Source organism: Neobacillus drentensis, from assembly GCF_036962125.1.
GTDB classification, from domain to species: domain Bacteria; phylum Bacillota; class Bacilli; order Bacillales; family Cytobacillaceae; genus Neobacillus; species Neobacillus drentensis_B.
On sequence record NZ_JBALOA010000045.1, the window covers coordinates 1 to 14,459 of the forward strand.

Genomic DNA, 14,459 nt, shown 5'->3' on the forward strand with positions numbered 1-14,459 from the left:
TTAGTTTTCAAAGAACAAGCTTCTCTATCGCCAAAAGCGACTTTATAATCATATCAAGTTACTAACTAAAAGTCAATAATTTTTTTGTTTGTTACCTGCGTCTCAGTGACGACTTTTAATATATTACAGCATATCAACTCATTGGTCAACACTTTTTACTAATTAATTTTCAAAATAAAATGTTGCTTCTCAAAAAAGAATAAACCGCCTTTTTTCAGCGGTTTACATTGTTAAATTACCCAATGTTGAATTGCCACTAATGCACAAAGACCAGGGATGCCTAGAAAGCCAGAGATAGCTGAGGTAGCAAAATTGATTGGAACATGAATACCATAGCGGTTTCCTGCTGCATTTAAAAAGAATAAAAATAGGGCTCCAATGACTAACTTGATTGCGGCTTGACCCACAAAACGAGCAGGCTTAAAGGGAGCTCCCGTAAATAAAAGAATGATTACTAAGCCTCCGAGGATGGAAATAACGATAATTGGTTCCAAAAAAGCTATCCCCCTTCTTAAGTCACTTTGTTTACAACTTATGTACAAGTTGATAAGAATAGACCTAAAAAGGGAAATAGCTTGTCATTATTTCATTAAAGTAACATTCCGCTGCTTTGCTTCTCTTAATAGGAAGATATATTTTGCCTCAGCTATTTTCGTTTGGCAGATTACTTCCTCGGAAGGATCAAAGCTTTTTTCTAAAAGCAGCTTTTCTTGCTGCCAATGTTCTTTAAAACGATTCAGCTGCAGTAATAGCTTTTCATTATACTCTTTGCGAAGCCGCCCTTTACGCTGAAAAAACATCATTGATTCCTCCGCGTCTTCTTAAAATTCTCTTCGGCCTTCAATCGCTTTCGATAAGGTTACCTCATCCGCGTATTCAAGGTCCCCGCCTACTGGAAGTCCATGGGCAATTCTTGTGGTTTTAATTCCTGAAGGTCTTAGTAATCGAGAAATGTACATTGCTGTTGCTTCTCCCTCGATATTAGGATTTGTCGCCAGGATTACTTCCATTACATTTTCATCTTGAAGACGCTTTAAGAGGTTAGGAATATTGATATCCTCTGGTCCAATTCCATCCATTGGAGAGATTGCTCCATGGAGAACGTGATACAAACCGTTGAATTCTTTCATTTTTTCCATTGCGATTACATCTTTAGGATCTTGGACCACACAAATGACACTCTTATCGCGGCGTACATCTTCACAAATGTAACACGGATCTTGATCCGTTATGTGGCCGCAAACAGAACAATACGTTAAATTCCGCTTAGCATTGACCAGTGCTTTGGCAAAATCAAGCACGGTATCTTCTTTCATACTTAAGACAAAAAAAGCCAGACGGCCGGCCGTTTTAGGACCGATCCCTGGCAGCTTCATAAAGCTGTCAATCAGCTTTGAAATTGGTTCTGGATAATGCATCTTCTGCTATTCCACTCCTAAAAAGGAAGGTTCATTCCTTTTGTAAATTGCCCCATTGTACTATTTGTTAACTCTTCTACCTTTTTAAGGGCATCATTTGTTGCGGCCAACACAAGATCTTGAAGCATATCAATATCATCTGGATCAACAGCTTCAGGTTTAATTTTGACATCGACAACTTCCTTATGACCTGTTACCACTACAGTAACCATACCGCCGCCAGCGGACCCTTCAATCTTCTTTTCACCCAATTCTTCTTGTGCCTCAGCCATTTTCTTTTGCATCTTTTGCATTTGTTTCATCATATTTTGCATATTACCCATTCCGCCGCCACGCATCATTGCGATCGACCTCCATATAGTTAGTTATTAATCAATAATTTCTACAAATTCTTCGCCAAATAATTTTTTCGCTTCAACAATATGTGATTCTTCTTCCTTAGGGGCATCACTCGCTTCTCCTTCAGCACTTTCATGGCTGTTCAAAAAGTTTTCGCGAATTGGCAGCCATTGATCTTCCGGAACCCCTAAGAGGACAAATCTTTTACCGGTTAATTTAAATAGGGCACCATTAACTGCATCGAGGAAATCTGCTCGACTCAATGCCATTTGACAAATCATCTCATGCTTAAATTTTATAATAAAAGCAGACGCTGAAGCCGCAATCGGTTCCGCATCGTTTAAGAGAGCAGCCTGCGATTTTAAAAGACTTGCCCGCAGTTCAGCCCAATTAGATTTTATCAGATTGAGATCGCCCTTTGTTGCCTGCTTTAACACTTCATTAATTTTCCCAACCGCCGGTTGAAAAGTCTTTTTCGAAGATCTTTGCGCTGGCTTTTGTGATTGTGGTGCTGTGTCCTGAACTGATGCAGTTACACCATGGGCTTTTAAATGCTCAAGCTCCATTTCCAATTGGCCAATTCTTGTTAATAACTGGTCAATTTGAGCAGGCTGTTCCTGCACCGCTGGCTTCGCTTCCATTTGGCATAGCTTTACAATTGCTACTTCAAGAAAGATCCTTGGATGATTGGTCCAACGCATTTCCTGTTGTGTTTTATTCAATAGATCAATGAGTTGATAAATCTGATCCATTGAAATCGTTTCAGCCATGTGGCGAAAATCATCATCCAGCAGTACTCTTTCCAAGGATTCTTCCAGATTTGGTGCTGTTTTATAAAGCAGCATATCGCGATAAAATAAAATTATATCTTCTATAAAGCGCATTGGGTCTTTACCATGAAATAAAAGTTCATCCAATGCCTCTAATCCGCTTGCAACATCCTTTTCGTGGAAGGCCAATGCCAGCTTATTCAAAAATCCCTGTGACACCGAACCTGTAACCGTTAATGCATCCTCAACCGCGACATGGTCCTGACTATACGAGATTGCCTGGTCCAATAAGCTAAGCGCATCCCGCATCCCGCCATCTGCTGCACGAGCAATCAATTGAAGGGCTCGCTCTTCACAATTTACTCCTGATTCCTCAACAATTAATTTCATCCGTTTCACGATGGCTCCAGCTGTAATTCGTCTAAAGTCAAACCGCTGACATCTTGAAATGATTGTTAATGGGATTTTATGGGGTTCAGTTGTCGCTAATATAAAGATTACATGCTTGGGCGGTTCCTCTAAGGTTTTTAACAAGGCATTAAATGCGCTAATTGAGAGCATATGTACTTCATCTATAATATAGACTTTGTAGTTCACAGATGTAGGTGCAAATCGAACCTTATCAAGAACATCGCGCATTTCCTCGACACGTGAGTTTGAAGCGGCATCAAATTCTAGTACGTCTGAAATGGTCCCATCGGTAATTCCACGGCAAGCCGCACACTCATTGCAGGGTTCTGAAACTGGTGACCGCTCACAGTTAATCGCCTTAGCTAATATTTTTGCCGCACTTGTTTTCCCTGTTCCTCTTGGTCCAGAAAATAGATATGCATGTGATATCTTTTGTTGAAGCAGGGCGTTTTGCAATGTCTTGGTTACATGTTCTTGTCCTACTACATCGAGAAATGTTTGAGGCCGCCAAACACGATATAACGCTTGATATGCCAAAAGACACCGCCCCCTTCAAATGTTCCAACTCTATTTTTGTCTAACTCAAACGCCATCTGCGAGTCTCCCTCGCTAAGCAGGCAATTCCACTTTTCTTATTATACCTTAACCATTTTGCTTTTTACAAAATGAATCTAGTTAATGTACAAAAAAACTCACCCCAAGTCTGAGATGAGTTAATTTATGTAATATAACTGCCGTGCACCTTCCGTCGACTAACGCCCATAAGCGTTACTTAAGCAGTTAGCTCGGCCCAGGCCACCCTGCGGCACATGGGAGCGTCCACTTAATGCTGCTTCCTTCCGGACCTGACATGGTTCATGGATTCCCATTGCGCAGGACCCGGGCGTCAACACCACTTACTTAAGGCAGACCCTACAGGTCGTTAGCCTCGGGAAGGGATTCAGTCCCGCTAGAGCGGATTGCGGGTACAGGGCACCGCTACCTCCCCACCTAGCACGGCAAAATTGATACCAAAGTTTAGTGCGTCTCTATGACGCCTTTTTAGTATACAAATAATCTCGTAAAAATGCAATTGTTATTCGCTGTCAATTTTTGTAAGACTATTGGAGCGCATTTTTCTCTCTTGTTTCTTTCGTTCCCTTATTTTTCGAAAAAAGTCAGATAGCAGCTGCCCGCACTCATTTTCCAATACACCGGCCGTCACCAAACTTTGATGATTAAATCGGGCATCCTCTAAAAGATTCATCAGAGTTCCGACACAACCGCCCTTAGGGTCCGCTGCACCATAGACCACCCTTTTCACTCTTGATAAAATAATTGCCCCCGCACACATTGGACAAGGCTCTAAGGTGACATATAATGTAGAATCTTCAAGACGCCATGTGCCTCGCTCCTTGCAGGCTTGGTTGATTGCTAAAAGCTCAGCATGGGCAACGGCATTTTGTTCACTCTCTCGTAAATTATGAGCCCGCGCGACGATCTTCCCATCAATCACAAGGACCGCACCAATCGGCACCTCGTTTAATTGCTCTGCTTTTTTAGCTTCCTCTATGGCTTCCTTCATAAAATTTTCATCTTGGCTGAAATCAATTAACATAATATTTTCCCCTTTTCTAATCTAGGCGCCGGGATAAAAACGATTCTTTCACTGCAAAATAGGAGGTGAAGGAGAGAGACACATGAACCAAACCCGACCCGCACTAATCATAATCGATATGATCAATAATTTTGATTTTTCCCATGGTCCCATTCTTGCCAGAAAGGCATTCCGTATTGCAGAGTCGATTAAAAATATAAAGAATCAATTTAATAAAAATAATTTACCGGTCATTTTTATTAATGACCATTATAATTTATGGCAGGCTGATTTAGATAAAATAATTAACGTTTGCCAAAATCAATACAGCGAGCCAGTCTTTGCAAAGCTTCTTCCCGAAGACCAAGATTTATTCTTAATCAAACCAAAGCATTCCGCCTTTTTTGGTACAGCACTTAACACCTTGCTCCACCAGTTAAAAGTAAATACCCTGATTCTTACGGGAATTGCCGGAAATATTTGTGTACTATTTACAGCCAATGATGCCTATATGCGTGAATACGAATTATTCGTTCCTTCTGATTGCATTGCTTCGGCTGATGATCACGATAACCAATATGCTTTAACTATGATGCAAAATGTTTTAAAGGCACGGATAAACCCCAGTACAGATGAAATTTATCAACATTATATCATTTATCCACATCCACCTTCATAGAATAGTTGCAACGCATATTTGCTAAGGAGGGGTTTGGGATGCAAATCCATGTCGTAAAAAGTAATGAATCCTTAACTACGATTGCAAGGACCTACCATACAACTGTTCAAGATATTATCGAAGCCAATGATTTACCTAATCCAAATAACCTTGTCATTGGTCAGTCACTTGTGATTCCGATAATCGGCCATTTTTACTTCGTACAGCCTGGTGATTCTTTATTTTCGATTGGCCAAAAGGTTGGGGTCCCTTATCAGCAGCTTGCCACCATCAATCGGATTAGCCCAACACAGGCACTTAATGTCGGTTTTCGTCTTTACATTCCCCAGGGCAAAAAAAGAAATGCTGAATTTAATGCGTACGTTGAACCGCGCGGCACCACCGTAGCCCCTATCTTAGAATCAAGTGCCCGTGAGGCCGCACCCTATCTAACGTATTTAGCCCCATTCAGCTTCCAAGTACACCGCGATGGCACCCTGAAGCCACCATTATTAAATAACTTTCCTGCTATAGCCAAAGCTAACCGCAATGTCTTAATGATGGTCATTAACAATCAGGAAAATGATCAATTCAGTGATGAGCTCGGACGGATTTTATTAAATGATATCGCCATTCAAGATAAATTTCTAAATAACATTGTCGCGACTGCGAAAAGGTATGGATTCCGTGATATTCACTTTGACTTTGAGTTTTTGCGTCCTGCCGACCGTGAGGCCTATAATCGCTTTTTACGAAAGGCCAAACAAAGATTTGCTAAGGAAGGCTGGCTGATGTCAACCGCCCTTGCCCCCAAAACGAGTGCAGATCAAAAGGGGAAATGGTATGAGGGGCATGATTATAAGGCACACGGGCAAATAGCTGACTTCGTTGTGATCATGACCTATGAGTGGGGCTATAGCGGCGGCCCCGCAATGGCTGTATCACCAATTGACCAAGTAAGAAGAGTGTTAGAATACGCGGTAACCGAGATACCTTCTACTAAAATAATGATGGGACAAAATCTTTATGGCTATGATTGGACCCTTCCATTTGTGCAAGGGTCCGTAGCCAAGGCCGTGAGTCCACAGCAGGCCATACAGCTGGCTGCAACGCACAATGTTCCGATTCAATATGATATGAAAGCCCAGGCTCCTTTTTTTAGATATTCAGATGCAGGGAAGCAGCATGAAGTTTGGTTTGAGGATGCCCGCTCGATTCAGGCTAAGTTCGACTTAATTAAAGAGTTAAATATTAGGGGAATGAGCTATTGGAAACTCGGTCTTGCCTTTCCGCAAAACTGGCTGTTAATTGTTGACAACTTTAATGTCACAAAACGAGGAACATAGAAATGCGGTCTGACATAAATATTTCATTTCTCCAAAAACTGCCGTAATTCGGCAGTTTTTTCATATATTTGACATAAAACATATTACTTCTAAATATTCCTTATCCCTTCCTCCGACAGATTATGATAAAATAAACATTGCGTGTTTTTAGTTGATTAAAAAATCCAGGTGCGCTGGTGAATCATAGAGTGAAGGCAGCTTTCGAAGGAGGACTTGCAATGGGGGATACACCCTTTATTACCGTTGAAGGGCCGATTGGTGTAGGTAAAACATCTCTCGCAAAAGCCATTTCAGCACATTTTGAGTTCGCATTACTAAAAGAGATTGTTGATGAAAATCCATTTTTAGGGAAATTCTATGAAAATATTGAGGAGTGGAGTTTTCAAACGGAAATGTTTTTCCTCTGCAATCGCTTTAAGCAATTAGGGGATATCAATACCCATTTTTTAAGTCAAAATCAATCAGTGGTCGCGGATTATCATATCTTTAAAAATTTAATTTTTGCTAAGCGCTCATTAAGTAATGACGAGTATCAAAAATATTATAAAATTTATCAAATCCTTACTGAAGATATGCCAAAGCCCAATGTCATTATTTATTTGAATGCCAGCTTAGATACACTTCTAAAACGTATCAAAATAAGAGGGCGTGAAGTGGAAAAAAATATCAGCCCCTTATATTTAGAGCAGTTATCGCTTGACTATGAAGAAACAATGACGATTTTTGAAAAAGAACATCCAGAAATCCCCGTTCTTCGTTTTAGCGGAGATGAATTGGATTTTGTCAAAAATGAACAAGATTTAAATTATATTATTGAGCAATTGTCCTTGGCATTAAAAAAGAGCAGTTGGAGTACAACATTATAGAACAGGGGGATGTTAGTGAGTATCGTAATTGGTGGTATGATTGGTTTAGGAAAAACAAGTGTAGCAGACACATTGAATGCCCACTTTCAAAATAAAGGAATCGAAAGTAAAGTGTTTTATGAAGCGGTGGATGATAATCCAATTCTTCCGCTTTACTATGAACTGACACCTGAAGAGTTAGATGCAAAAAGAATTCCTTTCCTTCTTCAATTATTCTTTTTAAATAAACGCTTTAAAACCGTGAAAGAATGTGTAAGCTGGAGAGAACCTGTTTATACGATTCAAGACCGTTCCATTTATGAAGATTGGTATTTTGCTTATGTTAATAAATCATTAGGCCGGATATCTGATTTAGAATTTAAGATATATGAAGAATTAGTGGAAAACATGCTCGAAGAGTTAGAAGAACTTCCACGAAAAGCACCAGATTTAATGGTTTATTTAAAAGGATCATTTGATACGGTGATAGACCGGATTATGGCACGCGGTCGCAGCTTTGAAATTAACCCTGAACTGAAGGAATATTACTTCGAAGTATGGAAGGGTTACGATGAGTGGGTTATGAATCAGTACGCTGCAAGCGAGGTCTTAGTCATTGATATGGATACGACAGACGTGGTAAAAAGCGATGAGGATGCCACTAGGGTTTGCCTGGCGGTTGAAGATAAGCTTAAAGAAATCCTCAATATGAGAACAGCACATATTCGATAATATGTGCTGTTTTTTTTATTAAAAAGCGGAAGCCCCGTTCAGCAGTGTATGGCTTGGATCTGCATTTAAGAACAAAAAAAATCCGTTACATGTAAATGTAACGGACCTTTATCTCCAGGTTTTATGCGCGATTATTAAAGTATAATGGAGGAGGAAGAGGGATTCGAACCCCCGCGCGGTATGACCCGCCTGTCGGTTTTCAAGACCGATCCCTTCAGCCAAACTTGGGTATTCCTCCGCATCAACAGAATCTAATTTAACATACTGTTTTTACTATGTCAACATACTAAATAAAAAACTGGACAAATTTTTTATTTGCCCAGTTTTTAAGATCTTACATTGGTGCAATGACCTCACGGTTGCCCATATATGGACGTAGCACAGTCGGGATGATCACACTTCCATCGGCTTGTTGGTAATTTTCCAGGATTGCTGCCACCGTACGGCCTATCGCAAGCCCAGATCCATTTAACGTGTGAACATGCTCTGGCTTTGCCTTCGGCTCACGACGGAAACGAATGTTCGCTCGTCTAGCCTGGAAGGCCTCAAAATTACTGCAAGAAGAGATTTCACGGTAGGTTCCATAGCTTGGGATCCAAACTTCGATATCATACTTTTTCGCAGCGGTAAAGCCAAGATCTCCCGTACACATGCTTAACACGCGGTAAGGCAGTTCTAATAATTGTAATACTCGTTCTGCATCATTAGTCAGTTTTTCAAGTTCTTGGTAAGAATCCTCAGGCTTCACAAACTTAACAAGCTCCACCTTATTGAATTGGTGCTGTCGAATCAAGCCTCGTGTATCACGACCGGCAGAACCCGCCTCAGAGCGGAAACAGGCACTATAGGCAGCAAAGCGGATGGGCAGGTCTTCTCCACTTAAGATCTCATCACGGTGAAGATTGGTAACAGGGACCTCAGCTGTTGGAATGAGGAAGTAATCTTCATTTTCAATCAAAAAGGCATCTTCTTCAAACTTAGGCAGCTGTCCTGTTCCAGTCATGCTTGCCCGATTTACTAAATATGGCGGCAATATTTCGGTATAACCATGCTCATCGACATGCAGGTCTAACATAAAGCTGATTAAGGCACGCTCTAAACGAGCTCCTAACCCTTTGTAAAAGACAAAGCGGCTTCCAGTTACCTTGCCAGCCCGCTCAAAATCAAGAATACCCAGCAGTTCCGCAACATCCCAGTGCGGCTTTGCCTCAAACTCAAAATCACGTACCTTGCCCCATTGTCTAATCTCAATATTATCATCTTCTGTTTCGCCAACAGGAACACTTTCATGCGGGATATTCGGGATGCTTAGCATTAATAGCTCTAAAGACTCCTCGACTACTCGTAATTCATCATCAAAGGTTTTAATCTGATCACCGACCTCACGCATTTCCTTAATCAAATGATCCGCGTCCTGCTTTTCACGCTTTAAAGATGCGACCTGCTGGGATACCTCATTACGGCGGCTTTTTAATTTTTCAGTTTCGACAATCAATTCACGTCTTCTTAAATCCAACTCTTCAAATTGATCGAGCGCAGATAAATCTTCGCCTCTGTTTTGAAGCTTTTCCTTTACTTCTGCAAAATTGGCTCTTAACACTTTAATATCTAGCATAATCCTAGCACTCCTTTTTATAAGATTATTAATATTAGACATGCATGCTGCATGGGCGTCTCCGCTAAAAACAAAAAAACTCCCGCCCCAAAAACAGGGACGAGAGATACTCGCGATACCACCCTGGTTGACAGAAAAGACTGTCCACCTCGACAAAACGTTAACGGTTTCTACCGAAAGTACTTACTGACCTCTCAATGAGGTGTTCCGCACCTTGCTCGAGGAGGGATTCACAAGCTTCATTCGCCGATTCACACCAACCACCGGCTCTCTAGAGAATGAATTTCCTGTTACTAGTTCCTCTCATTGCTTTAATCATTATTTATGATTTGTAGTTCTTAATTTACTATATATATTATCCAAAAGCAACCATTTTAAAACAATTTGTTTAGTTAAAACCAACCCTTAACAGTAGTTGAAATCCCATGCCAAACATCGCCAAAGAAATGACCGATGCCTTTCATCATTAACACAAACCAGTTTGATTTTTCTACATTATTAGCTGCGATGACATCAGCCTTAACCTGCTGTTGACCCTCTGCTGTTAAGAACTTAACCTTTTCACCATTCTTTGGTGCAATCGTTACATAGCCGACCTTTTCACCCTTTTTAATTGGTGCAGTGAGTTGGCCCTCTTTATTCAGTTTCTTTTTATCTAGTACAAGGACAGTTTTATAATTTTCTTTCCCGCCATTTTGTATCATCATGTTAATTGCTGATTTAGTATAAATCTTAACTTGATCCTCTTTTCCCTTTGTAACAGGAACAGTTCTTTGTCCTTTCACTTGGTAATGTTTAGGAACAAGTTCTTCTTTTGTAAAATTAGTAAAAGCATAATCGAGCATTTTTTTCGTTTCACCAAAACGCGCTTTATAACCATCATTTTTTCCGCTAACATCTTTAGCGTTTTGAACAACCGTGATAAATCGTTTTCCATTACGAGAAGCAGTTCCGGTAAAACAATAACCAGCAAAATCAGTCGTACCCGTTTTTAAACCGTCCATTCCTTCATAGCCATACACCAATGATGGAAGCATCCAGTTCCAGTTTTGCATGACAATTCGGTCATCAGTTCCCTCACGAAACACCTTTTTTGGTGTGCTGGCGGTTTTTAGAACATCTGGATAATCATTGATAAGGTGAAATGCCAGTGTCGCCACATCATGAGGCGACATTACATTTTCCTCCTCAGCACCGGTTCCTTCCGGTTGCTCGCCATTATAATCTTTATTATTCAAACCTGTTGAGTTTACAAATTTACTATTTGTTAATCCTAGTTTTTTTGCCTTGTCATTCATCATCTTTACAAAATTTGTTTCTGAGCCGCCAATGACTTCAGCTAGCGCAATGGTTGTCCCATTGGCAGAATAAATAGCCATTGCCTCATATAATTCACGCACATTATATTTTTCACCTAGGCGTAATGGAACATTTGATAAACCAGTCGGTTGAGAGATTTTATAAACAAGATCACTTACCGTATATTCTTGGTCCCATTTGACCTTTCCATGTTTCACCGCATCAAGTAAAAGATACTCTGTCATCATTTTCGTCATACTGGCAATTCCGAGTGGACTGTCAGCATTTTTTTCATATAAAATCTTACCTGTTTGTCCATCAACCATAATGGCTCCGTCTGCATTCACATTTAAAGCTGCATCTGCCTTCGCTATATCAACACCAGCAAATAGTCCAAAAAACAAAATAACTGCCAGCGCACTGGCCATACATTTCTGATAAAAATGTTTGTTCACTTTAACGCCCTCCATGAATTTATACACCTTGGTTATTTTAACATAAGTGGGTGGCAAATCATAGACGGAGCAATGAACCATTCTTTAGCTAATTTTGAAAGTTTCCCAAACTTTATTAGGTCTAATATCATAAAAAAATCAGAGAAGGCTGTGCTTCTCTGTTTCATCACTTTATAAGGAGTAATTAGGAGCCTCTTTCGTAATTTGTACATCATGTGGATGACTCTCTTTTAATCCCGCACCTGTCATTTTAATAAATTGAGCTTTGGTTCGTAACTCCTCTAAGTCTTTGGTTCCGCAATATCCCATACCAGATCTGAGTCCGCCTATAAGTTGATATATAGTTTCTGCCAAAGGCCCTTTATAAGGGATTCGACCTTCAATTCCTTCTGGTACAAACTTTTTATTATCTTCTTGGAAATAGCGGTCCTTAGAACCCTTTTCCATTGCTGCTACTGAACCCATCCCGCGGTAGACCTTAAAACGGCGCCCTTGGAAGATTTCAGTTTCCCCAGGGCTCTCTGTTACCCCTGCCAATAAACTACCGAGCATAACGGCATGTCCGCCCGCTGCCAGGGCTTTTACGATATCCCCAGAGTATTTGATGCCGCCATCAGCAATAATGGTCTTACCATGCTTCATCGCTTCTCCTGCACAATCATAAACGGCAGTAACTTGTGGAACTCCCACACCCGCTACGACCCGTGTCGTACAAATGGAACCAGGCCCAATTCCTACTTTGACAACATCAGCCCCCGCCTCAATTAAGGCTTTGGTTCCTTCAGCTGTAGCCACGTTTCCTGCAATAATGGTGAGATCGGGATAAGCAGTTCTAATTTCCTTTACCATATCAAGAACACCTTTTGAATGGCCATGGGCGGTATCTAGAACAATCACATCGACATTGGCTTTAACAAGTGCTTCTACCCGTTTCATCGTATCGCTAGTTACTCCAACAGCAGCTCCGGCTAATAAACGTCCTTGACTGTCCTTTGCAGAGTTTGGAAATTCAATCACCTTTTCAATATCCTTAATTGTGATTAACCCTTTTAACACACCCTGCTCATTGACAAGCGGTAGTTTTTCAATTTTATAACGCTGCAGAATTTTCTCTGCTTCTTTTAACGTCGTTCCAACTGGGGCAGTTACAAGATTCTCCTTGGTCATAACGTCGGAAATTTTAAAGGAATAGTCTTGGTCTTGGATAAAACGAAGATCTCGATTGGTGATAATACCAATCAACTTCTGTTCCTCCATGCTATTAACAATTGGTACCCCAGAGATACGGTATTTTCCCATTAAGTGTTCTGCATCAAATACTTGATGTTCAGGTGTCAGGAAGAAAGGATCGGTAATCACTCCACTTTCTGATCTCTTTACCTTCTCTACTTGCTCTGCTTGCTGCTCAATGGTCATATTCTTATGAATAATCCCTAAACCGCCTTGACGAGCCATTGAAATGGCCATTTCTGATTCTGTTACGGTATCCATTCCAGCACTTATAATTGGAATGTTCAGCTTTACAGTTGCTGATAATTCGACTTGCAGGTTTACATCTCTAGGCAATACATCAGATTTACCAGGAATTAATAACACATCATCAAACGTTAAACCTTCTTTTACAAATTTACTTTCCCACATTTTTAAGGCCCCCAGGAAAAAAATATTATTTGTAGGTTATCAATTGGACAAAATACTGTCAAGGAATAAATATTAGTCTGATTCTTCTGAAAAAGGTGATATAGTCTTGAGTATTCAATATAAGGGTTGGAAAAGCTTCGCTTGTTTCTTTTCAGCAGAGTATTGTCAGCAGTTTTTAAAAAATTGTTATCAAAAACGCAACATCGAGAATCCAGAACAAAAAAGTTATGAAAACTGCTATGCCTTTTTATATTATCTTGAACACGGTCAAGTTTATTATAAACAAGCTGAAAGCTCTCCACTTATTATTAAGCCAATTTTACTTTTTTATGGTCTTGTCCACTTAATTAAGGCCTGTATATTAACAACAGATCCTTCTTATCCTGAAACAACTGCTGTTTTGGCCCACGGAGTATCAACTAGGAAAAGGAAGAAGCAAAATTATCATTTCTTTCAAGACGAAGTTAAATTTCAAAAAAATGGACTTTTCCCCTTCATTTCTGAGAAATTGTTTCACATGAAACAATTGGAAGGAGAAAAAGTCATTATGGAGGAATTACTAAAACTTATACCGGAATTAGATGAATTATTCTTTTTACTTGAGGGAAAAAGGACATTTATTAAGGTACCAACTGAAAACCAAAGGTTTTTAGTACCTGAAACAATCCTAGACCATTTTCACATGACAGAGAATCGGTTTAAGGAGTTTTTTACCTCCAAAATTGATAACAGTGTGGAGTTCTCAGAAGAAGACCTTTCCTTTACAATGGACACACCATTTACTTGTGGAGTTTCTCCATTGAAGTTCCATTTTGAGGAGAATTATTATGCGCTGCCCCTCACAAAGGACGACTATTATAATTTTCCTGAGCTTTTGATCCATTATTTATTACTTTACAATCTAAGTATGATTGCCCGCTATGAAACGGAGTGGTGGAGTGAATTAACGAAGATGATGCCAAATCGGGATTATCCCTTTATTTGTTCATTCCTTGATGTCACAATGCAAAAAGGACCCTATTTGGTTTATCAGTATTTGATGAGGTAACAAGGGAAATTGACTTGAAGATTAATCTGACAAATTTTTATTATAGAACGCATGAGAAATAATCTTTCATAATGACCGCTCATCACCCTTTCCCAATGTTCGGCCATCGTGGTCGGTATTTACTTACCATCTAGGGAATTTTGTCCCATATTAGTGCATTTAAGGAGCTCTTTAGTTACCGTCCAAGGCTCTTTATCCCTCGTTCGGGCATTAAAGGAGCTCTTTAGTTACCGTCCAAGGCCTTTTATCCCTCGTTCGGGCATTAAAGGGGCTCTTTAGTTACCGTCCAAGGCTTTTTATCCCTCG

General features: G+C 40.1%; 14 protein-coding genes, 1 tRNA gene, 1 other RNA gene and 1 other annotated feature. Of the genes, 5 read left to right on the top strand and 11 right to left on the bottom strand.

What is annotated here, in order from left to right; all coding sequences use genetic code 11:
• Window positions 1–230: 230 nt before the first annotated feature.
• From V7121_RS24580 to tadA, 7 genes are all read right to left on the bottom strand, one after another.
• Window positions 231–494, bottom strand: a complete 264-nt coding sequence (locus V7121_RS24580) for a pro-sigmaK processing inhibitor BofA family protein (protein ID WP_144556050.1) — start codon at window positions 492–494, stop codon at window positions 231–233.
• 87 nt (window positions 495–581) lie between these two features.
• Window positions 582–800: a YaaL family protein gene (locus tag V7121_RS24585; protein ID WP_335495001.1), complete on the bottom strand. Its 219-nt coding sequence runs from the start codon at window positions 798–800 to the stop codon at window positions 582–584.
• Between the two features lie 21 nt (window positions 801–821).
• Window positions 822–1,418, bottom strand: a complete 597-nt coding sequence (gene recR, locus V7121_RS24590) for a recombination mediator RecR (RefSeq protein ID WP_335495000.1) — start codon at window positions 1,416–1,418, stop codon at window positions 822–824.
• A gap of 17 nt (window positions 1,419–1,435) precedes the next feature.
• Window positions 1,436–1,756, bottom strand: coding sequence for a YbaB/EbfC family nucleoid-associated protein (locus tag V7121_RS24595; RefSeq protein ID WP_420490545.1), 321 nt, complete (start codon window positions 1,754–1,756; stop codon window positions 1,436–1,438).
• A 30-nt stretch (window positions 1,757–1,786) separates the two neighbouring features.
• Complete coding sequence (gene dnaX, locus V7121_RS24600) at window positions 1,787–3,475, bottom strand: DNA polymerase III subunit gamma/tau (RefSeq protein WP_335494996.1); 1,689 nt, start codon at window positions 3,473–3,475, stop codon at window positions 1,787–1,789.
• 197 nt (window positions 3,476–3,672) lie between these two features.
• Window positions 3,673–3,937, bottom strand: an RNA gene (gene ffs, locus V7121_RS24605) — signal recognition particle sRNA large type.
• 76 nt (window positions 3,938–4,013) lie between these two features.
• Window positions 4,014–4,535: a tRNA adenosine(34) deaminase TadA gene (tadA, locus tag V7121_RS24610; protein ID WP_420490544.1), complete on the bottom strand. Its 522-nt coding sequence runs from the start codon at window positions 4,533–4,535 to the stop codon at window positions 4,014–4,016.
• Window positions 4,536–4,617: 82 nt separating this feature from the next.
• Between tadA and V7121_RS24615 the strand changes: the two genes are divergently transcribed.
• From V7121_RS24615 to V7121_RS24630, 4 genes are all read left to right on the top strand, one after another.
• Entirely contained in the window at window positions 4,618–5,193 is a 576-nt protein-coding gene (locus V7121_RS24615) for an isochorismatase family cysteine hydrolase (RefSeq protein ID WP_335494994.1), read from the top strand.
• 38 nt (window positions 5,194–5,231) lie between these two features.
• Window positions 5,232–6,518, top strand: coding sequence for a glycoside hydrolase family 18 protein (locus V7121_RS24620; RefSeq protein WP_335494992.1), 1,287 nt, complete (start codon window positions 5,232–5,234; stop codon window positions 6,516–6,518).
• 218 nt (window positions 6,519–6,736) lie between these two features.
• Window positions 6,737–7,384: a deoxynucleoside kinase gene (locus tag V7121_RS24625; RefSeq protein ID WP_335494991.1), complete on the top strand. Its 648-nt coding sequence runs from the start codon at window positions 6,737–6,739 to the stop codon at window positions 7,382–7,384.
• Window positions 7,385–7,393: 9 nt separating this feature from the next.
• Complete coding sequence (locus tag V7121_RS24630; protein WP_335494990.1) at window positions 7,394–8,095, top strand: deoxynucleoside kinase; 702 nt, start codon at window positions 7,394–7,396, stop codon at window positions 8,093–8,095.
• Between the two features lie 145 nt (window positions 8,096–8,240).
• Here the strand turns inward: V7121_RS24630 and V7121_RS24635 are convergent.
• The 4 genes from V7121_RS24635 to guaB all read right to left on the bottom strand — a co-directional run bounded on the left by V7121_RS24635 (window position 8,241) and on the right by guaB (window position 13,105).
• Window positions 8,241–8,333: transfer RNA gene (locus tag V7121_RS24635), tRNA-Ser, on the bottom strand.
• A 96-nt stretch (window positions 8,334–8,429) separates the two neighbouring features.
• On the bottom strand, window positions 8,430–9,710 hold the full coding sequence (gene serS / locus V7121_RS24640) for a serine--tRNA ligase (protein WP_335494989.1): 1,281 nt from the start codon (window positions 9,708–9,710) through the stop codon (window positions 8,430–8,432).
• A 92-nt stretch (window positions 9,711–9,802) separates the two neighbouring features.
• Window positions 9,803–10,026 (bottom strand) — a binding site (T-box leader).
• 76 nt (window positions 10,027–10,102) lie between these two features.
• Window positions 10,103–11,479, bottom strand: coding sequence for a D-alanyl-D-alanine carboxypeptidase family protein (locus V7121_RS24645; protein WP_420490752.1), 1,377 nt, complete (start codon window positions 11,477–11,479; stop codon window positions 10,103–10,105).
• A 156-nt stretch (window positions 11,480–11,635) separates the two neighbouring features.
• Window positions 11,636–13,105: an IMP dehydrogenase gene (gene guaB / locus V7121_RS24650; protein ID WP_335494988.1), complete on the bottom strand. Its 1,470-nt coding sequence runs from the start codon at window positions 13,103–13,105 to the stop codon at window positions 11,636–11,638.
• Window positions 13,106–13,211: 106 nt separating this feature from the next.
• Here guaB and V7121_RS24655 point away from each other — a divergent pair, with 106 nt between their 5' ends.
• Complete coding sequence (locus V7121_RS24655; RefSeq protein ID WP_335494986.1) at window positions 13,212–14,153, top strand: YaaC family protein; 942 nt, start codon at window positions 13,212–13,214, stop codon at window positions 14,151–14,153.
• The last annotated feature ends 306 nt before the right edge of the window (window positions 14,154–14,459 follow it).

What these genes read in the sequence shown, in the direction of transcription:
- serS (WP_335494989.1), bottom strand. Translation starts at nt 9,710, where the DNA reads ATGCTAGATATTAAAGTGTTAAGAGCCAATTTTGCAGAAGTAAAGGAA.
- guaB (WP_335494988.1), bottom strand. Translation starts at nt 13,105, where the DNA reads ATGTGGGAAAGTAAATTTGTAAAAGAAGGTTTAACGTTTGATGATGTG.
- tadA (WP_420490544.1), bottom strand. Translation starts at nt 4,535, where the DNA reads ATGTTAATTGATTTCAGCCAAGATGAAAATTTTATGAAGGAAGCCATA.
- V7121_RS24645 (WP_420490752.1), bottom strand. Translation starts at nt 11,479, where the DNA reads ATGGAGGGCGTTAAAGTGAACAAACATTTTTATCAGAAATGTATGGCC.
- V7121_RS24620 (WP_335494992.1), top strand. Translation starts at nt 5,232, where the DNA reads ATGCAAATCCATGTCGTAAAAAGTAATGAATCCTTAACTACGATTGCA.
- V7121_RS24630 (WP_335494990.1), top strand. Translation starts at nt 7,394, where the DNA reads ATGTTAGTGAGTATCGTAATTGGTGGTATGATTGGTTTAGGAAAAACA.
- V7121_RS24615 (WP_335494994.1), top strand. Translation starts at nt 4,618, where the DNA reads ATGAACCAAACCCGACCCGCACTAATCATAATCGATATGATCAATAAT.
- recR (WP_335495000.1), bottom strand. Translation starts at nt 1,418, where the DNA reads ATGCATTATCCAGAACCAATTTCAAAGCTGATTGACAGCTTTATGAAG.
- V7121_RS24625 (WP_335494991.1), top strand. Translation starts at nt 6,737, where the DNA reads ATGGGGGATACACCCTTTATTACCGTTGAAGGGCCGATTGGTGTAGGT.
- V7121_RS24585 (WP_335495001.1), bottom strand. Translation starts at nt 800, where the DNA reads ATGTTTTTTCAGCGTAAAGGGCGGCTTCGCAAAGAGTATAATGAAAAG.
- V7121_RS24595 (WP_420490545.1), bottom strand. Translation starts at nt 1,756, where the DNA reads ATGCGTGGCGGCGGAATGGGTAATATGCAAAATATGATGAAACAAATG.